At 72.7% G+C, this 17,937-nt stretch carries 17 protein-coding genes; 9 read left to right on the forward strand and 8 right to left on the reverse strand.

Annotated features, from left to right (window positions below):
- Nucleotides 1–181 precede the first annotated feature (181 nt).
- Nucleotides 182–601 carry a DoxX family protein gene (locus OG737_RS26335; RefSeq protein WP_328928669.1) on the forward strand — a complete coding sequence of 140 codons (420 nt, stop codon included), beginning with the start codon at nucleotides 182–184 and terminating at the stop codon, nucleotides 599–601.
- Nucleotides 602–644: 43 nt separating this feature from the next.
- Here OG737_RS26335 and OG737_RS26340 read toward each other — a convergent pair whose 3' ends face one another.
- The gene (locus OG737_RS26340) at nucleotides 645–1,523 is read right to left on the reverse strand and encodes an alpha/beta fold hydrolase (protein WP_328928670.1); all 879 of its coding nucleotides are present in this window, start codon (nucleotides 1,521–1,523) and stop codon (nucleotides 645–647) included.
- A gap of 316 nt (nucleotides 1,524–1,839) precedes the next feature.
- Between OG737_RS26340 and OG737_RS26345 the strand changes: the two genes are divergently transcribed.
- A complete protein-coding gene (locus tag OG737_RS26345; RefSeq protein WP_328928671.1) occupies nucleotides 1,840–2,451 on the forward strand; it encodes a hypothetical protein in 612 nt (203 codons plus the stop codon).
- A 92-nt stretch (nucleotides 2,452–2,543) separates the two neighbouring features.
- Entirely contained in the window at nucleotides 2,544–3,320 is a 777-nt protein-coding gene (locus OG737_RS26350) for a hypothetical protein (protein WP_328928672.1), read from the forward strand.
- Nucleotides 3,321–3,322: 2 nt separating this feature from the next.
- Here OG737_RS26350 and OG737_RS26355 read toward each other — a convergent pair whose 3' ends face one another.
- The 3 genes from OG737_RS26355 to OG737_RS26365 all read right to left on the reverse strand — a co-directional run bounded on the left by OG737_RS26355 (nucleotide 3,323) and on the right by OG737_RS26365 (nucleotide 5,851).
- Nucleotides 3,323–4,564: an MAB_1171c family putative transporter gene (locus OG737_RS26355; protein ID WP_405922063.1), complete on the reverse strand. Its 1,242-nt coding sequence runs from the start codon at nucleotides 4,562–4,564 to the stop codon at nucleotides 3,323–3,325.
- Nucleotides 4,561–5,118, reverse strand: coding sequence for a toxin-antitoxin system, toxin component (locus OG737_RS26360; protein WP_328928674.1), 558 nt, complete (start codon nucleotides 5,116–5,118; stop codon nucleotides 4,561–4,563). The genes OG737_RS26355 and OG737_RS26360 overlap by 4 nt, the downstream gene beginning before the upstream one ends.
- A 64-nt stretch (nucleotides 5,119–5,182) precedes the next feature.
- Entirely contained in the window at nucleotides 5,183–5,851 is a 669-nt protein-coding gene (locus tag OG737_RS26365) for a helix-turn-helix transcriptional regulator (protein ID WP_328928675.1), read from the reverse strand.
- 346 nt (nucleotides 5,852–6,197) lie between these two features.
- Between OG737_RS26365 and OG737_RS26370 the strand changes: the two genes are divergently transcribed.
- The 3 genes from OG737_RS26370 (at nucleotide 6,198) to OG737_RS26380 (ending at nucleotide 10,606) form a co-directional block, all read left to right on the forward strand.
- The gene (locus tag OG737_RS26370) at nucleotides 6,198–7,070 is read left to right on the forward strand and encodes a helix-turn-helix domain-containing protein (protein WP_328928676.1); all 873 of its coding nucleotides are present in this window, start codon (nucleotides 6,198–6,200) and stop codon (nucleotides 7,068–7,070) included.
- Nucleotides 7,071–7,122: 52 nt separating this feature from the next.
- Nucleotides 7,123–8,478 carry a 6-phospho-beta-glucosidase gene (locus tag OG737_RS26375; protein WP_328928677.1) on the forward strand — a complete coding sequence of 452 codons (1,356 nt, stop codon included), beginning with the start codon at nucleotides 7,123–7,125 and terminating at the stop codon, nucleotides 8,476–8,478.
- Between the two features lie 73 nt (nucleotides 8,479–8,551).
- On the forward strand, nucleotides 8,552–10,606 hold the full coding sequence (locus tag OG737_RS26380; protein WP_328928678.1) for an MDR family MFS transporter: 2,055 nt from the start codon (nucleotides 8,552–8,554) through the stop codon (nucleotides 10,604–10,606).
- An 87-nt stretch (nucleotides 10,607–10,693) separates the two neighbouring features.
- Here the strand turns inward: OG737_RS26380 and OG737_RS26385 are convergent, their stop codons facing one another.
- A complete protein-coding gene (locus tag OG737_RS26385) occupies nucleotides 10,694–11,182 on the reverse strand; it encodes an NUDIX hydrolase (protein ID WP_328928679.1) in 489 nt (162 codons plus the stop codon).
- Complete coding sequence (locus OG737_RS26390) at nucleotides 11,179–11,796, reverse strand: XRE family transcriptional regulator (protein WP_328928680.1); 618 nt, start codon at nucleotides 11,794–11,796, stop codon at nucleotides 11,179–11,181. The genes OG737_RS26385 and OG737_RS26390 overlap by 4 nt, the downstream gene beginning before the upstream one ends.
- Before the next feature lie 65 nt (nucleotides 11,797–11,861).
- On the opposite strand from OG737_RS26390, the gene OG737_RS26395 reads away from it, so the two are divergent.
- Both OG737_RS26395 and OG737_RS26400 read left to right on the forward strand, forming a co-directional pair.
- On the forward strand, nucleotides 11,862–12,833 hold the full coding sequence (locus OG737_RS26395) for an NAD(P)/FAD-dependent oxidoreductase (RefSeq protein ID WP_405922064.1): 972 nt from the start codon (nucleotides 11,862–11,864) through the stop codon (nucleotides 12,831–12,833).
- Nucleotides 12,834–13,035: 202 nt separating this feature from the next.
- Nucleotides 13,036–14,418: an NAD(P)/FAD-dependent oxidoreductase gene (locus OG737_RS26400; RefSeq protein ID WP_405922065.1), complete on the forward strand. Its 1,383-nt coding sequence runs from the start codon at nucleotides 13,036–13,038 to the stop codon at nucleotides 14,416–14,418.
- Nucleotides 14,419–14,445: 27 nt separating this feature from the next.
- On the opposite strand, the gene OG737_RS26405 is transcribed toward OG737_RS26400, so the two are convergent.
- Nucleotides 14,446–15,519 carry an ATP-dependent DNA ligase gene (locus tag OG737_RS26405; protein WP_405922066.1) on the reverse strand — a complete coding sequence of 358 codons (1,074 nt, stop codon included), beginning with the start codon at nucleotides 15,517–15,519 and terminating at the stop codon, nucleotides 14,446–14,448.
- 75 nt (nucleotides 15,520–15,594) lie between these two features.
- Here OG737_RS26405 and ligD point away from each other — a divergent pair, with 75 nt between their 5' ends.
- On the forward strand, nucleotides 15,595–16,614 hold the full coding sequence (gene ligD / locus OG737_RS26410; RefSeq protein WP_405922067.1) for a non-homologous end-joining DNA ligase: 1,020 nt from the start codon (nucleotides 15,595–15,597) through the stop codon (nucleotides 16,612–16,614).
- A 15-nt stretch (nucleotides 16,615–16,629) separates the two neighbouring features.
- Here ligD and OG737_RS26415 read toward each other — a convergent pair whose 3' ends face one another.
- Complete coding sequence (locus OG737_RS26415) at nucleotides 16,630–17,871, reverse strand: serine hydrolase domain-containing protein (protein WP_328928685.1); 1,242 nt, start codon at nucleotides 17,869–17,871, stop codon at nucleotides 16,630–16,632.
- Nucleotides 17,872–17,937 lie beyond the last annotated feature (66 nt).

Below are 17,937 nucleotides of genomic sequence, written 5' to 3' on the forward strand. Positions count from 1 at the left end.
TGGTGGAGGCAGACACACGCCCCAGCCTAGGACGCTGGCGTCGCACCATCGCGCCCGGGGCCCGGGGCGCGGGCCCCGGGCGCGGTGGCGTGGCGAACTGGGCCGAACGGGTGAACGATGTCAGAGGGGGCGTGTTCGCCCCTCTTCGATCCGGTACGCGCGATGCTCCGAGGAGGTCGTGATGGACGTCCTTGTACTGATCGGCCGCCTGCTGTTCGTCGTCCTCTTCCTCGCCTCCGGGACGGCGCACCTGACCAAGACCCGGCAGATGGCCGGGTACACCGCTTCCCGCGGGGTGCCCATGCCCGTCGCGGCCACGGTCGTCAGCGGTGTGGTCATGCTGGCGGGCGCGGTCAGCGTGGCGGTCGGGCTGTGGGCCGACCTCGGGGCCCTGGCGCTGGCGGCCTTCTCCTTCTCGGTGGCCGTGCTGATGCACCGGTTCTGGAAGGAGAGCGACCCGCAGGCGCAGATGATGGAGCAGACGCAGTTCCTCAAGGACACGGCCCTCGGCGGCGCGGCCCTGGTGATGTTCGCGTTCTTCGCCTACGCGGGCCACGACCTGGGGCTCATGGTCACCGGCCCGGCCCTCTCGATCAGCTGACGGGACCTCCGGTCGCGGCGCGGCCCGGAGCCGGCGCCCGCGTTCAACGGCAGGTGACGGCCGGCCGCACCAGGCAGTCCTCGAAGAAGCCGAAGCAGCGCAGGTGGTAGGAGCGTGCCGCGTGGCCCAGGCTGATGTTGTGGCCCGCCCCCGGCTGCCGGTCGACGGTCACGTGCGGGGCATCGGTGAGCCGCGATCTCAGCTCGGCGAGCGCGTCCCGGTCGTACCGCCACCACGGCTCGTGCTCGGCGAAGGTGAACCGTACGGGCACGCGGACGCGGCCCGCGGCGTCGCGGAAGACCTCGGGCCAGCGGGCGATGTCCGCCTGCTCCCGGGCCGGCACGGGGCCGACGATCGAGCCGCAGGTGGCGAAGGTGTTCGGCGGGTAGAGCCGCAGCGGCCCCCAGCTGCGCCGGCCGCCCCGGGACGCGCCCTCGCCGGTGAAGGCGTCGGGCGCGTAGCGGTGGCCGCAGCCGGAGATCTCCAGGCCGAGCAGGTCGGGCCAGGCGTGGTCGGCGGCGGTGAGCAGCGCGACCTTGCCGCCGAACGAGTGGGCGAGGAGGAACAGGCCGGCCCCGGTCTGCTCCCGGGCGGCGAAGTCGCGCACCGCGGCGGCGAGGGTGGCTGCCTGCTCGGTGACGGACTGCCCTTCGGGCAGCGCGGCCGCGGACTGTCCGTAGCCGGGCCGGTCGACGGCCAGGACCGTATAACCGAGCCGGGCACCGAGGGTGAGTAAGGAGAGGTCGGGATGGGCCTGGCCGTCGAAATAGCCGGAGTTCATGCCCGCCCCGTGCACCGCGACCACCGTGGCCCGCGGCGGGCCCTCGGACGGTTCGCGGAGCAGCGCGGACAGGGGAGTGCCGGCGGCGTCCAGGGTGATCCGGCGCACGCCCCGCGACAGGTCGGCGGGCGCGGTGCTCATGCGGGGGCCGCCATGACGGGGCGGCGCGTGTCGAGAGCGGTCGGCCCGGAGCCGACGTTGATGACGTGCGTGTCCACGGGCTCATCCTCCGCTCCGATTGTCGTATGCGCGTAGTGACGCGCCGGAGCGCCGGTGCGGACCCGGTGGTGCGCGGCGCCCCGCTCGGTCGCGGCCCGCGCGGCGGCCCGGGCGGCCGATGGCTTGAAGTCGCCCCTCGGTCTTGGATCTTGACCTGTCTGCCGCGTATCGAAGCAGGGCCCTGATCGTTTCTTCAGCCGTAACCCTCATATGTGCTGCGGAATCGGGAGGACACGCGGTGACCGCATGGCAGTACCTCGCCGGGGCGGGTCTGGTGGCGGCGCTCTGCCCGCTGCACGGTCACGTGGCGGTCGCGGGTGACGGCGACGGCCGCGGTGCCCGGGTCGACGTGTGCGTGCCCGGAGGGCAGCCGGGCCGGCCCGTGTTCCGGCCGCCCTCGGTACGGCCGGGCGTGCCCGGGGCCGACCGGCCCACCGTGCACCACCCGGGGCGGCCCCCCGAGCCGCCCGTCGCCGCCCCGGCCGCAGGCCCGGGCGGCGTCCCGTCCGCCGCCGACCCGCCGGAGCGGGCGCGGCCGCCGGAGCGGCTGGAGCCCCCGAGCCCGGCGGGACCCGCCGCGGAGGCCGGGGCCGGGGGGACGGAGCCGCCGGAGCCCGCGCTGGCTGCCGGGCCCGTGACCGGTCCGGATCCGGCGGACGCACCCGCCCCGCCCCGGCTCAGGGCCGCCGCCGCGCCCGCTAGCGCCTTCCACGTGCGCCCGTACCGCTCGGTGGCCCTGGAGCGGCGCCGTCCGGGCGGGATGTCCACCGTGATGCTCATGGTCGTGGTCACCACCCCGGCCGTACTCGCCGCCGCCGCCCTTCGTCCGCGCTCCAAGAGCCGCGGCTGACCGCCGCCGCACAACCCCTGCTGAACCACCCGCTGAACCACCCGCTGAACCGCCCACTGATCCACCCGACGATCCACAAGGGGAGAATCCTCGTGTCCGAATGGCTGGTCCTGGCCATTGCCATGGCGCTCGTCTGCGCCGTCGTCCTCGCCATCACCGCGATCCGGCACCGCCGGGTCGCCGATGACGAGGACACCAGCGAAACCCCCGACGTCATCGAGTACATGACGATGATGGTGGGCGTGGTCTACGCGATCGTGCTGGGCCTGGCCATCGCCGGCGTCTGGGAGGCGCGCGGTGCCGCCGAGGACAGCGTGCGCCGGGAGGCCCAGGCGCTGTACGAGGTCACGCAGCGCGCCGACGTCTACCCCGCCGCCGTCCGTGACCGGATCCGTGGCGAGGTGAACGCGTACGTCTCGCACACGGTCGCGGTGGACTGGCCGCTGCTGACCTCCGGGGAAGGCGCGTCGGCCGGGGGCGCCCAGCTGCTCGGCAAGCTGCGCAGCGACGTCACCCACCAGAGCCCGGCGAACGAGCTGCAGGCGCAGGCCTACCAGCCGCTGCTGGACCACATCGCCACCGCCGACGACGCCCGCCACTCGCGGACGCAGAGTTCCGAATCCACCCTGCCCAGCGTGGTGTGGTTCGGGCTGCTCGTGGGCGGGGTGGTCACGGTCGGACTGATCTTCACCCTGCAGATCCGCCGTTCCGGGCGGGAGCTGCTGCTGGCCGGGCTGTTCAGCGCGCTGATCGTGTTCCTGCTGTTCATGGTCTGGAGCTTCGACGCGCCCTTCGGGCGGAACGGCAACGACTCCGCGGGGCCCTTCCAGGACCTCTTCCCGACGACGTCGGTGGCCGCGGCCCGCTAGGACTACGCGGACCCGGACGCGGCCCCGGACGCGGACCCGGACCCGGACGCGGCCCCGGACACCGGCCCGGATCCGGACAGCGCGGCCCGCTCCCGGACCGCCCGCACCACCGGCGAATGCCGCAGGGCGTGGGAGATCCGCAGCAGGTCGCGCGGTCCGTCGGCGGTGTCGAGCACGGTCTCCTCGCCCTCGCCGATGACCTTGCCCTCGGGGTCCGCCGAGCGCGCCCGCACGGCGGCCGCGACCATGGCGGCGTCGGCGACCGCGCGGGCGCCGGGCTCGTCGGCCCCGTCCGCGACGGCGCGCTCGTAGGCGCCGTCGCGCAGGCTCCGGTCGAAGTACGGGCCGAGGTGCAGGAATCCGTCGTGGATGTCCGACTCGCGCTGGATCACGCGCAGTTCGGCGGCGGACCACCAGGCCATCTGCACGGACGGGGTGCCGGGGGGCGCGGCGATCTGCACCTCCTGCCAGAGCGAGCCGAGCTTCCGGTAGGTCGTCCAGGTCTCCCAGTTGTCCGACAGCCGCTGGCAGACGAGGGGGAGGACGAAGCCGATCGCGCTGATCAGCGCTCCCACGGAGGCCAGCGGCGGGGCGACGAGCGTACTGAGGAAGTCCAGGTCGTGGCCGGTCCAGCGGGCGACGACGGCGGACATCTTGGTGGCGTCGTAGCTGAGGTTGAACATGTAGCCCGCGACGATGATCATCAGGCCGACCCGCAGCCAGCCGCGCACCTGGAGCGACCAGCGCCAGCACATGGCCACCATCACCACCGCGGCCACGTTGTGCGCCACGAGGTAGAGGGCGATCATCTCGCGGATGTACGGCGTGTTCGCGTAGTAGGTGTCCAGGTCGCGAAGCCGCTCGACGGGGGCGTCACCCAGGGCGAAGAGCACGATCAGGGCCACGACCACGACGCTGTAGCCGAGGATCCAGCGCTGCGAGACGCGGCGGGTCTCCTCCGGCGGGCCACCCCGCCAGTTGACCACCAGGACCAGGCAGGAGGCGCTGAACGCGGTGATCAGGCAGTACACCAGCGGTGCCGAGATGTTCGGCACCCCGGTCCATCGGTTGACATCCGCGATGGTGGGCGGGGCGGCGAAGGCGAAGACGGCTCCGGCCAGCATCAGCAGCGCGCAGACCGAGCGGAGCAGTGGATCCCGCCAGTTGTTGCGCAGGGCCGGCAGCTTGAAGGCGAGTGAGACCGCCATCGCCGCTGCCGGTATGTAGTAGTCCTGGCCGTTCAACGATCGTTCCTGTGCCCCCGGTAGCCCAGCGCGGCCTCGATCCGGCCCGCCAAATGGTCGCGCTGTGCCGGGGCGCGGTGGCTCGCCGACCCGGCGAGCCAGGTCCGGCAGCGGCTGCCCAGCAGTAAGCCGAAGGTCTCGGCCTCGGTCTCCTCCCGTACGTCGGCACGTGTGCGCGCGGCGACCCGGCGCACCGTCTCGCCGATGTCGGCCTCATCGGACAGCAGCCGGGCGGCGACCGCGGCGCCGTCGACGTGGTGGCTGCAGTGACCGGCTTTCATGTGCCACAACTCGTGGCCCAGGATCACCAGTTGGTGGTCGGGCGCGGTGCGCTCCTCGATGACCACGAGATCGCGGTCCGCCATGTCGAGCCACAGGCCGCTGGCCGTCCCCGGCGGGAACGAGGCCATCCGGAAGTCCACCCGCCGGCCCCGGTGCCTGCTCATGCCCTCGCAGAGGGCGGCGTAGAGGTCCACGGGCTCCACGGGGGCGGTCAGCCGGATCCCGGCCACCAGCTCCCCGCACAACCGCCGCTGCTCTCTGCCTATGCTCACCGTTCTCCCCGTCGGCGTGGATCCGGATCAGGATTCAAGGATCAGACCCAGACTTTCGACTGGGTCAGGATTCATTCGGTTTCACGCTCTCGAGAAGCATGTCCAGCCATTCGGTCACCTTGTCCCGGTGCTTGTCGCTGGGCAGTTGGGCGGCCCGCCAGGCGATGCCCCGGACGCCGTGGTTCTGCAGGAGTCTTGCCAGCGGATCCCCGGCCGAAGCGGCCGCGGCCGGTACGGTTTCCCGCGCCCGGCCCGCGAAATCCTGGAGCAGCTGCTGCTCGGTCCGCTGGAGCGCGTCGGTGAGGGCGTCGGCGTCGTGGGCGGTGAGGAACCCTGCGTGCACCCCGAAGAAGCGCTGGATCGCGTCACAATGCTCCATGGTGGGGCGGCGGTCGCCGTTGATCAGGGCGCCTGCCTGCTGCCGGGACATCCCCGCGCCGTCCGCGATCTCCTGCTGCGTGTAGCGGCGGCCGTTGGGTTTGACCCGTGTGCGCCGGAGCAGGTCGAGGCGCTGGAGGAAGCGGGTCTGCAGATCGGGCTCGCCGGCGGGTCTGCCGTCGAGCAGGATCCTGACCACGTCCGTGGGTACGCCGGAGGCCTCGGAGAGGCGTCGCAGGTCGAAGACCTGGTTCAGGTCGCGGCCCATTTTGCCCGCGAGTTCGGCGACACGCGTGACGGTGGCGGCCAGGGGTGCGTGGGCCACCGCGACGGGAGCCGGGAAGCCGTCTGTCACCAGTGGTTCTCCTAGATCGCGCGAAGTCGGTTCGGGCAGAGCCCGGGCACATGGTCGGCTTCTGGAATCTAGCCGTTCCGGCCGAGAAGGGCTAGAACGTGCCACAGCTGTGGCGGGAATGAGCTGTCAAGAGGCTGGAATTGCCACAATAGTTGACACTCGAATGAAGTCGGTAGCAGGATCGCCACACGGAAATGAAGATCCAGACCGTGAGGAGGGGGAGCTCTCGGTGCCACATCTCGCAGCGGTGGGCCCGTCCGATGGCCTCGCCCGAGCCGGTGAGGAGCGCCTGGCGGGCGATGAGTCCGCACGCGGCGCCGTGCGGTCGGAGCGACGCAAGGAGATTTTGCGCCAGCGTCGCGAGGAGCTGGGGCTGAGCCAGGAGGATGTCGCCGCCCGGCTGCGCATCAGCGTGCGTGCGTACGGAAACTGGGAACGCGGCCTCGTCAAGGAGTGGACGGACCGCAAACTGCTCGCCCTCGCCCAGGCGTTGGAAATGAGCGAGCGGCAGTGCTTCTGGCTGTTCCGCGTCATGGTCGACCGCGACCCGCCGCCCACGTGGCGGGCCGCCGAGGAGAACCGGCTGCCGCAGGACCCCGCCCAGCGCGACTACCTGTGCGACTACGCGGCCCTCATGGAATCCGTTCCCTACCCGAGCTTCCTGGTGGACCACCGCTGGGACGTCGCGCTCACCAACTCGGCCTTCGACCAGCTCTTCCAGTCCGTCAGGCCGCACCCGACGGCACTGCCGGACGACAACTTCCTGCGCTTCGTGCTGTTCCACCCGGACGCCGCGGCCGTGCTGGAGGACCACGAACCGGCCTGGTGCGTACCGCTGCTGGCCCAGTTCGCCACCGCGCTCGCCGCGGCCCCGGAGGACGAGGGACTGCGCAGCATCCGCCAGGAGGTGGCCCGCGACCCGTTCATGGAAGCGGCCTACCGGTACGGGGTCCCGCACTGGCTGAGCATGCGCGGAGCCGAGGCCGCCGAACAGGACGGGGCGGTACGGACCGTACGCCACCCCGACCCGCGCAGGGGGCTGGTGCGCTGCCGGATGGTGGCCGAGACCAGCCGGATGCTCGACGCGATGGGGCTGACCCGGATCACCCTGATCCTCTCCGCCCCGCAGGGCGCGCCCGCGGGTCCCGTCCCGGGCACCGGGCCCGGCCGGCAGCAGGGCGCCGCCAGACTGCGTGCCGTGCCGCCGCTGGGGGAGTGAGCGGCCGGGGGAGACTGGTTCCCTGACTCCACGGACGAAGGGCGGTAGGGGCGTGCGGCTGACGATCCTCGGCGGGGGCGGTTTCCGGGTACCGCTGGTCTACGGAGCACTGCTCGCGGACCATGCCGAGGGCCGGGTCACCCACGTGACGCTGTACGACGAGGACACCGGGCGGCTCGCCGCTATGGCCCGGGTGCTCGCGGACCAGGCGGCTGCCGCCGGAGTACCGGACGCCCCGGCCGTCACGGCCACCGGGGACCTCGACGAGGCCCTGCGCGGCGCCGATTTCGTCTTCTCCGCCATCCGTGTCGGCGGTCTGGAAGGACGGGCTGCCGACGAGCGGATCGCCCTGGCCGAAGGTGTGCTCGGCCAGGAGACGGTGGGCGCGGGCGGGATCGCGTACGGCCTGCGGACCGTGCCGGTGGCCCGTGAGCTCGCGCGCAGGATCGCCCGCAGCGCCCCCGAGGCATGGGTCATCAACTTCACCAACCCGGCCGGGCTGGTCACGGAGGCGATGGCCGAGGAGCTCGGCGAGCGGGTGATCGGCATCTGCGACTCGCCCGTGGGGCTCGGCCGGCGCATCGCCCGGCTGCTGGGGGCCAGGCCGCAGGAGGCGTGGATCGACTACGTCGGCCTCAACCACCTGGGCTGGGTGCGCGGGCTGCGCGTCGGCGGCCGCGACGAACTGCCCCGGCTGCTGGCCGACACCGAGGCGCTGGAGTCCTTCGAGGAGGGGCGCCTCTTCGGGGCCGAGTGGCTGCGCTCGCTCGGCGCGATCCCGAACGAGTACCTGCACTACTACTACTTCAACCGTGACACCGTACGGGCCTACCAGGAGGCCGAGCAGACGCGCGGGGCCTTCCTGCGCGACCAACAGCGCGGGTTCTACGCCGAGGCCGGCCGCCCCGGGCAGCCGGCCGGGGCGGCGCTGGCCGCCTGGGACCGGACCCGGGCCGAGCGGGAGGCCACGTACATGGCCGAGAACCGTGAGGCGGCGGGCGTCGGGGAGCGTGACGAGAGCGACCTGGAGTCGGGCGGCTACGAACAGGTGGCGCTCGCGCTGATGCGGGCCATCGCCCGGGACGAGCGGGCCACGCTGATCCTCAACGTCCGCAACGGTCCCACGCTGTCGGTCCTCGACGCCGGCGCGGTCATCGAGGTGCCCTGCCTGGTCGACGCGAACGGCGCCCACCCGGTGGGCGTCGCCCCGCTGCCGCTGCACGCGGTGGGACTGGTGACGGCGGTCAAGGCCGTCGAGCGGGAGATCCTGGCGGCCGCCGCGAGCGGCTCGCGGGCGACCGCGGTGAAGGCCTTCGCCCTGCATCCGCTGGTGGACTCGGTGGGGGTGGCGCGGCGGCTGCTCGACGGGTACGCGGCGGAGCACCCGGGGCTGGCCTACCTGCGCTGACTTCCGGTGCGCGGTTGCCCCGTACGGCTCAGCGCCGCATGCGGTGGGGCGGGGGCGCTGTGACAGTGCGAAGGTGACCACTGCCCCCGTCGTCGCCGCCGCGCCACCCGTGCTCGACCGGCGGCGGCGGAACATCATCTTCGGCACGATCATGCTCGGCGTGCTGCTCGCGGCGCTCGACCAGACGATCGTGGGTACCGCCCTGCCCACGATCGTGGCGGATCTGGGCGGCGGGGACCACATGTCGTGGGTGGTGACCTCCTACCTGCTCGCGGAGACCGTGGCGACGGTGCTGGTGGGCAAGTTCGGTGACCTCTTCGGCCGAAAACTGATCTTCCAGATCTCCGCCATCGTCTTCATCAGCGGCTCCTTCCTGTGCGGCCTGTCGAGCAACATGACGTTCCTGATCGTGTGGCGCGGCGTCCAGGGCGTCGGGGCCGGCGGCCTGATGGTCACCGCCATGGCGTTGATCGCCGATGTGGTGCCCCTGCGCGAACGCGGTAAGTACCAGGGCATGATCGGCGCCGTCTTCGGCGTCGCCACCGTGATCGGCCCGCTGCTCGGCGGGTTCTTCACCGACCAGCTGAGCTGGCGGTGGTGCTTCTACGTCAACGTTCCGATCGCCATCCTCGTCGTCGTCGCGGCCGCCCGGACGATCCCGGCGGTGCGGGCCTCGGGCAAGCCGGTCATCGACTACCTGGGCATCACCCTCGTCGCGATCGGCGCGAGCGCGCTGATCCTGGCCACCAGCTGGGGCGGGAACGAGTACGCGTGGACCTCGCCCGTGATCATCGGCCTGTTCGCGGGCGGTGCGCTCGCACTGGCCCTGTTCTGCGTGGCCGAGACACGGGCCGCGCAGCCGATGCTGCCGATGCGGCTCTTCCGCAATCCGGTCTTCTCGGTGTGCTCCGTGCTGAGCTTCGTCGTCGGGTTCGCGATGCTCGGCGCGTTGACGTTCCTGCCGACCTACCTGCAGTACGTCGACGGGGATTCGGCCACCGTCTCGGGCGTCCGGACCCTGCCCATGGTCTTCGGGCTGCTGCTCGCCTCCGTCTTCAGCGGCAACGTCACCAGCAAGACCGGCAAGTACCGGATCTTCCCGATCGTGGGCAACGCCGTCATGGGCGTCGGCCTGTATCTGTTGTCGCGGATGGAGCCGGGGACCAGCGCCTGGCTGGAGTCGCTGTACATGTTCGTGCTCGGTACGGGCATCGGCCTGTCCATGCAGGTGCTGACGATCGCCGTGCAGAACACCGTCGACTACGCGGACCTCGGCACGGCCACCTCCGGGGTCACCTTCTTCCGTACGCTCGGCAGCGCCTTCGGGACGGCGGTCTTCGGGACGATCTACGCGAACACCCTGGGGCCCGAACTGAAGGCGGCCGTCGTGCAGGCGGCGCGGCTCACCGGAGAGGACCCGGCGCGCCTCGCCGAGGCCGCGTCGAGCCCGGGCGGTGTCCACGGCCTCGGCCCGGTGGCCGCGGGCCCCGTGATCGACGCGTACGCGGAGGCCCTGCACACGGTGTTCCTGTGGACCGTGCCGGTGGCGGTGGTCGGCTTCGTCGTGGCGCTCTTCCTCAAGCAGGTGCCGCTGCGCGACACCGCCCGCGCCGGGTCCACGGACATGGGCGACGGTTTCGGCTCCCCGGCCACGGCCTCCGGGGATTCGGCCAAACTGCTGGAGCTGGCGGTCGGCAAACTCGTACGGAACATGGGGCCGAAGACGGCGCGCGCGATCGTCGAGAACTCCGACACCCGGCTGGACATCGGTGGCGCGTGGGCGGTGATGCAGGTGGACATGATGACCCGGACGGTGGGCCACGCAGGCCTGGGCCTGATCGCCGGCCGCCGCTCCGTGCCGCCCGAGGTGCTGCTCCCCGTCTTCGACCGGATGGTGGACGAGGGGTTCCTCGGCAGTGCGAACGGCTACTTCACGCTCACCCCGGCCGGGCAGCGGGAGGCCGGTGTCATCTCGGCGGCATGGGCGCAGTGGCTCGGCAACGAGCTGGAGAAGGACCGCGGGCGGCCGAGGAGCGCCGAACTGCGGGTGGCGGCCGACGCGATCGCGAAGCGGCTGCTGGCGGAGGACCTGCGCGAGGGCAACTTCGCGCCGAAGGCGGTGGTGTAGGGGCGTTCGGATGCCGTGCCAGGTCTCCGTGGCGGACGGCGGGACGCCGTCGCTTCCACAGGCCCCCGGCTTTACAGGGCGCCGCTTCTAGAGGGCGCCGCCGGTCGCGGTCGGGTAGTCGTACGAGGGCACGTGCGGCAGCGACGTGAGGTCCGGGCGCCACGTGCGCAGGACGGCCGCCGACGGGGGGTAGAGGTCCGCGGGGATCTCGGCCGGGGCGAACCACTCCCAGCGGGCGATCTTGTGGGGCTCGGTGACGGCGGGGACTCCGACGGCCGTCGTGGTCACCGCGGCGGCCGTCAGCCGGGTCATGCCGGACTTCGCGTCGATCTGGACGGAGAGCACCCGGATCGCCTCGGGTTCCGCCCGCAGGTCCGTCTCCTCGGCGAGCTCCCGGGCGGCAGCCTGCTCGAAGCCCTCCCCGGGGTCGACCTTGCCGCCGGGCAGCTCCCAGCGGCCGTCGTGCGCCTGGCCGAGCAGGACCCGGCCGTCCGGGCCGACCACGACCAGGCCGACGCCGACGACGGCGTTCGGCTGCGGGACGGCCCGTTCGGGGCGTTCGCCGGTGGTGCTCATGTACGTCCTTCCGATGAGGTGGTGGGTCTGGCGCGGATGTGGATCCGCTCGCCCTGGGGGCCGAAGAGGCTGAGGAACTCCGCCGCCCGCGGGCCCGGGTTGAAGAAGGCGTGCGGGGTGCGCGTGTCGAACTCGGCGGCCTCCCCGGGGCCGAGGACGAGGTCGTGCTCGCCCAGCAGCAGACGGACGCGCCCGGACAGCACGTACAGCCACTCGTAGCCCTCGTGGACCCGGAGCTCCGGCAGCGGCGGTGTGCCCTCGACGGGCGGGATGATCTGCTTGAAGGCGCGCACCCCGCCGAAATCGCGGGTCAGCGGCACGTAGGTGTGGCCGTGCCGGACGAAGGGGCGCGGGCGGACCCGGGGGTCCCCGGTCTCCGGTGCGCCGACCAGTTCGTCGAGCGCCACCCGGTGCGCCCTGGCCAGTGGGAGCAGCAGTTCCAGGGTCGGCCTGCGCTGCCCGGATTCGAGCCGGGAGAGGGTGGAGAGCGAGATTCCGGTGGCCTCGCTGAGCTGGGCCAGCGTGGTGCCGCGCTGCTGGCGCAGGGCGCGCAGGCGCGGGCCCACGGCCGTCAGCACGCCCGCGAGTTCCTCGTCCTGCTCTTCGATGGCCATGACCCCATTTGCCGCTTCGGCAAGAGCATTTGTCAAGCGGGGCCGGCGGGCGGACCCTCGCAGGCATGGACAACGCAAAGGACAACTCGTTCGACGTGGTGGTCGTGGGCGGTGGGGCGGCCGGGCTCGCCGGGGCGCTGACCCTGGCCCGGGCCCGCCGCTCGGTGCTGGTGATCGACTCCGGCAGCCCGCGCAACGCACCCGCCGCGCGCATGCACGGATACCTCGGCCACGACGGAGCGAGCCCGGCCGGACTCCTGGCCGGGGGGCGCGCGGAGGTGACCGGCTACGGCGGGGAGATCCGGCCGGGCACGGTCGTCGCCGCGGACCGGCTGCGCGAAGGGGGTCTGCTGGTCCGCTGCGGGGACGGCTCGACCGTCCGGGCACGTCGGCTGCTGGTCGCCACCGGGCTGGTGGACGAGCTCCCCGCCGTCCCGGGGCTCCGGGCGCGCTGGGGGCGGGACGTGCTGCACTGCCCGTACTGCCACGGCTGGGAGGTCCGGGACCAGCCGGTCGCGGTGCTGGCCGACGGCCCCCTCGCCGTGCACCAGGCCGGGCTGTGGCGGCACTGGAGTGCGCGGACCACCCTGCTGTCGCACACCTGGCCGCTCACCGCCGAGGACCGGGAGGTGCTGGCCGCCCGGGGCGTCGAGGTGGTCGAAGGCGAGGTGACCGGCCTCGTCGTCGACGAGGACCGGCTGGCCGGGGTGACCCTGGCCGGCGGAGGCGAGCGGCGGTGCCGGGCGCTCGTGGTGGCGCCCCGGTTCACCGCCCGCTCCGGCGTCCTGACCGGACTGGGCCTGCCCGTGACCACCCTGGAACGGGACGGCCACCCCATCGGCACCTGCGTCGACTCCGACCCGGCGACCGGTGCCACCGCCCTCCCGGGCGTCTGGGCGGCGGGCAATGTCACCGCTCCGACGGAGCAGGTGGCGGGCGCGGCCGCGTACGGGGTCCGCGCGGCCGTCGCCATCAACGCCGACCTGATCGAGGAGGAGACCCGGCGGGCGGTCGAGGCGTACCGCGTGGGTGAGTGAGTGGAGTGAGTGAGCGCGTGAGCCGGTGAGCGCGTGACGGGTGACCGGGTGACCGCGGGTGGCGGTGGCGTGGTGCTGAACCGGCGGTGAGCGGCCCCGAACCGCCGGACTTCCGACACCCGTACGGGTTTCGGCCAGGTTCCGTCCGCGCAGGCTCTGGGCGGTCTGATCGTCGTACCGTTCAGCGGCTCAGGGGGGCGCAATGGCACACGTACTGGTCATCGGCGGAGGTGTCGGAGGGGCGGCCACCGCCCTGCTCGCGGCGCGGCAAGGACACACGGCGGAGCTGTTCGAGCGCGACACGCGGGCCCCGGGTACCGCGCTCGATCGCGATTTCTTCGGCTGGCGGCGGCCGACCGTACCGCAGGCGACGCAGCCGCATGCCCTGCTGGGCGCGGCGCGGGGCGTCCTGCGGGACGAACTGCCCGACGTCCACCAGGAGATGCTCCGGCTCGGCGCCCGCGAGCGGCACGAGTTGGACTGGTTCGACGTACGGCCGCCCGCGCGACCCGGCGACGAGGACCTCGTCATGCTCCAGGCCCGGCGCATCGTCCTGGAGAGCGCGCTGGCCACCGCCCTGCGCGCCGAACCGGGCGTCGTCGCGCGGTACGGGGAGCCGGTCACCGGGCTGCTCACGGAGCCCGGGGTCCGGGTGACGGGCGTGACCACGGAGGCCGGGAGTTACGAGGGGGACCTCGTCGTGGACGCGGGCGGCCGGCGCGGAGGCGTCGAGCGCTGGCTGACCGCGGCGGGGTGCCGCCCGCCGGTCGTGGAACGGCACCGCACGGGTCTCGCGTACTTCTGCCGCTGGTACCGGCTGCCCGAGGGCATGGACGAGGGGCCGCGCCGGCCCTGGGCGGTGACGGGCGGCGCCTTCGCCGGGTGCGCGGTCTTCCCGGCCGACAACCGGCTCTTCGCCGTGACGCTGTTCGTGCACACCGCGGACACCACGCGTTCGGCGCTGCGCGACACCGCCGTCTTCGAGGCCGCCGCCCGTTCCTTCCCGCCCGGCGCGGCCTGGCTGGCACTGGGCGCCGAGCCGCTGTCGGAGGTACTGGCCACCGCGAGCCTGGACAACCGGTGGAGCGCGCTCGCCGACGAGCGCGGGCCGGTGGTGAGCGGGCTGGTGCCCGTCGGGGACGCGATCACGCACACCAACCCCACGCTCGGACAGGGCACCTCGCTGGCGCTGTGGGCCGCGCGCAGGGTGGCCCGTACGGCGCACCGGGACCCGGGATCCGAGGCGTTCGCCGAGAGCCACCACGCCTGGGCGGTGCGCACCCTGAAGCCGTGGTTCGACTTCCAGGTCGTCGCCGACGAGGCCATCGGGGAGCGGTTCGCGACCCGGGCCGTGCGTGCGGGGACGGCACGGGACGTGGCCGCGCTGTTCGAATGCGCGCTGGAGGATCCGGAGGTGATGCGGGCGCGGGCCAGGGTCCGGCACCTGGCCGAGCCGCCGGAGCGGGCGTACGCGGATCCGGCGGTCCGGGAGCGGGTGGCGCGCTGGCTGGCCGCGCGGCCGGAGTACGCGCCGAACGCGGTGGGGCCGGACCGGGCGGAGTGGGAGAAGCTGACCTCGGGGTGAGGGGGGCGGGGCGGGGCGGTCAGCCGGTCAGTCGGCCGGCGGGGGGCCGAGCACCTCGGCGAGGTCGTAGCGGACCACTTCCTCCAACTGGGCGTAGGTGCAGCTCTCCGGCGCCCGGTCGGGCCGCCAGCGGGCGAACTGGGCCGTGTGCCGGAACCGGTCGCCCTCCATGTGGTCGTACTTCACCTCGATGACCCGCTCGGGGCGCAGCGGCACCCAGGACAGGTCCTTCTTCCCGGTCCAGCGGCTCGTCGCGCCGGGCAGCCGGGCACTCTCGTGGGCGGACTCCTCGGCCCAGGCGGCCCACGGGTGGCCCCCGGGGTCCGGCATGCGCAGCGGTTCGAGCTCCTCGACGAGCTCGGCCCGGCGCTTCATGGGGAAGGCGGCGCACACGCCGACGTGCTGGAGGGCGCCGTGGCCGTCGTAGAGGCCGAGCAGCAGCGATCCGATGATCGGACCGCTCTTGTGGAAACGGAAACCCGCGAGGACCACGTCGGCCGTACGCTCGTGTTTGATCTTGTACATGAGGCGCGCGTCGGGCCGGTAGGGGAGATCGAGGGGCTTGGCGATGACCCCGTCGAGCCCGGCGCCCTCGAATCGCTCGAACCACTCCTGCGCGAGGGCGGGGTCGGTGGTCGCGGGCGCGAGGTGAACGGGGGGCCGGGCGGTGGAGAGGGACCGGGCGAGGGCGTGGCGGCGGTCGGTGAGCGGGGTGTCGAGGAGCGCCTCGTCGCCGAGGGCGAGCAGATCGAAGGCGACGAAGCTGGCGGGGGTCGTTTCGGCGAGCAGTTTCACGCGCGAAGCAGCGGGGTGGATCCGTTCGGTCAGCCGGTCGAAGTCGAGGCGCCCGCCATGAACGATCACGATCTCGCCGTCCATGACGCAGCGCGGGGGCAGGTTCTCCTTCAGGGCCGCCGCCAGTTCGGGAAAGTACCGGGTCAGGGACTTGCCCGTGCGGCTGCCGATCTCGATCTCGTCGCCGTCGCGGTGCACGATGGCGCGGAAGCCGTCCCACTTGGCCTCGTACTGCATGCCCGGCGGGATCCTGGCCACGGACTTGGCGAGCATCGGCTTCACGGGCGGCATCACCGGCAGATCCATGTCTCCGATTCTGCGGTGGTGCGTCCGGCCCCGCCCGGTGTGCGGGTCCGGCCGGGCCCGCCTACCGTGGCGCACATGGGTGCTGCCGGTAATGCGATCGAGCTCGACGCGGGCGGGCGGACGGTGCGCCTGTCCAGCCCGGACAAGGTCTACTTCCCGGAGCGCGGCCTCACCAAGCGGGACGTGGCCGAGTACTACCTGGCGGTCGCGGACGGCATCACGCGGGCCCTGCGCAACCGGCCGACGACGCTGGAGCGGTACCCGGACGGGGTGGGGGGCGAGTCCTTCTTGCAGAAGCGGGCGCCGAAGAACCTTCCCGACTGGATCCCGACCGCCCACATCGCCTTCCCGAGCGGCCGCAGCGCGGACGAGATCTGCCCGACCGAGCCGGCCGCCGTGCTGTGGGCCGCCAACCTGGGCTGCCTCACCTTCCACCCCTGGCCCGTACGGCGCGAGGACACCGACCGGCCCGACGAGCTGCGCATCGACCTCGATCCGCAGCCGGGCACCGACTACCACCACGCGGTGGCCGCCGCGCACGAGCTGCGCGCCCTGCTGGAGGAGCTGGGACTGCGGGGCTGGCCGAAGACCTCGGGCGGCCGCGGCCTGCACGTCTTCGTCCCGATCGCGCCGCGCTGGACCTTCACCGAGGTCCGCAGGTGCGCCATCGCCCTCGGCCGGGAACTGGAGCGCCGCATGCCGGGCAAGGTCACGACGGCCTGGTGGAAGGAGGAGCGCGGCGAGCGGATCTTCGTCGACTACAACCAGACGGCGCGCGACCGCACGATCGCCTCCGCCTACTCCGTCCGCCCCCGCCCGCACGCCCCGGTGTCGGCGCCGCTGCGCTGGGAGGAGGTGGACGACGCGGAGCCGCGCGACTTCGACATCGTGACCATGCCGGCCCGCTTCGCCGAACTGGGCGACCTGCACGCCGAGATGGACGACCACGCCTTCACGCTGGACGCCGTACTCGAACTCGCCGCCCGCGACGAGCACGAGCACGGCCTGGGGGACATGCCCTACCCTCCGGACTACCCGAAGATGCCGGGGGAACCGAAGCGGGTCCAGCCGAGCCGGGCGAAGCGAGAGGACTGAACCGGGCGGGGCGCGTCAGCCGGGATTCGGGGCGGTCGGCTTGTGTCCGGGGTACACGTGGTCCGGACTGACGATGCTGGTGATCGCCTCGCCGAACAGGGTGCTGGGCTCCTGGCCGTCGTGCGGGACGTCGGTGTTGAGGAGGACCACCATGGTCGCCTGGGCCTCCGGCAGATAGACGGTCAGCGTCTCGTACCCGGGCAGTGAGCCGTTGTGGCCGATCCAGCCCTGGATGTTGAAGATGCCGAGCCCGTAACCGGCGCCGGGAATGCCGACCGAGGTGGTCTTCAGCCGCTCGGCCTGGGTCGCGGGCGTCAGCAGCGTGCCGGTGGCGAGGGTCCGTGCCCAACTGCGCAGGTCCTGGAGGTCGGAGATCATCGCTCCGGCGGCCCAGGCCCAGGTCGGGTCCCAGTTGGTCGCGTTCACGATCTTGCCCGAGTCCGACTGGTCGGTGTAACCCTGCGCGTGCGGCAGGGGGAACTCGGCCCCGACCGGGAAGAGCGTGTGGCGCAGACCGGCCGGCTGCAGGACGTCCCGTCCGATCACCTCGCGGAGCGGCCGACCGGTGATCTTCTCGACCACCAGACCGAGCAGGATCAGGTTGGTGTTGGAGTACTGCCACTTCGCGCCCGGTGCGAACTGCACGGGGTGCGCGAAGGAGTAGCCGAGCAACTGCTGTGGTGTGAAGGGCTTGTCGGGGTTGGCTTCGAACGCCTTGATGAAGCCGTTGTCATCGGTGTAATTGAACAGTCCGCTGCGCATGCCGGCGAGTTGGCGCAGGGTGATGCGGTCCCCGTTCGGAACTCCGGCGATGTACTTGCCGATGGGGTCGTCCAGGCCGACCTTGCCCTGGTCGACCAGTTGGAGGAGGGCGGTCACGGTGAACGTCTTCGTCTCACTGCCGATGCGAATGCGGAAATCGCTCTGCATGGGAGCGCCGGTCGCCTTGTCCGCGACCCCGAAGTTCCTCACGTAACTGCCCTTGCCGGGGGCCCACAGCCCCACGGTGACGCCCGGCACATGGGCCTCGCGCAGGACCTGGAGGATGGCGGCGTCCAGCTGGGCCGCGACGGCCGGAGTGAGCTGCTTGAACTCCGTGTCGCCGTCCGGGGAGGGGGTGGGGGAGGCGGCGGCGGGGGCGAACCACCCCTGGGCGGGCGCTCCGTAGGCGGAGCCAGCGACGGCCGGGGCGATGAGCAGACCTGCGGCGGCGGTGGCCACGCAGGCCCGGCGAAGCCGTATGTACGTCGACCTCACGGCATGCCTCCTGTTGTTCCTGTCGTACGAGGATCAAGGAAAGCGGTGGGACAAGCGTAGGTCCGC

The sequence above is a fragment of the Streptomyces sp. NBC_00122 genome, from assembly GCF_045160845.1.
Lineage (GTDB): Bacteria > Actinomycetota > Actinomycetes > Streptomycetales > Streptomycetaceae > Streptomyces.

What these genes read in the sequence shown, in the direction of transcription:
- OG737_RS26335 (WP_328928669.1), top strand. Translation starts at nt 182, where the DNA reads ATGGACGTCCTTGTACTGATCGGCCGCCTGCTGTTCGTCGTCCTCTTC.
- OG737_RS26340 (WP_328928670.1), bottom strand. Translation starts at nt 1,523, where the DNA reads ATGAGCACCGCGCCCGCCGACCTGTCGCGGGGCGTGCGCCGGATCACC.
- OG737_RS26385 (WP_328928679.1), bottom strand. Translation starts at nt 11,182, where the DNA reads ATGAGCACCACCGGCGAACGCCCCGAACGGGCCGTCCCGCAGCCGAAC.
- OG737_RS26390 (WP_328928680.1), bottom strand. Translation starts at nt 11,796, where the DNA reads ATGGCCATCGAAGAGCAGGACGAGGAACTCGCGGGCGTGCTGACGGCC.
- OG737_RS26395 (WP_405922064.1), top strand. Translation starts at nt 11,862, where the DNA reads ATGGACAACGCAAAGGACAACTCGTTCGACGTGGTGGTCGTGGGCGGT.
- OG737_RS26400 (WP_405922065.1), top strand. Translation starts at nt 13,036, where the DNA reads ATGGCACACGTACTGGTCATCGGCGGAGGTGTCGGAGGGGCGGCCACC.
- OG737_RS26405 (WP_405922066.1), bottom strand. Translation starts at nt 15,519, where the DNA reads ATGGATCTGCCGGTGATGCCGCCCGTGAAGCCGATGCTCGCCAAGTCC.
- ligD (WP_405922067.1), top strand. Translation starts at nt 15,595, where the DNA reads ATGGGTGCTGCCGGTAATGCGATCGAGCTCGACGCGGGCGGGCGGACG.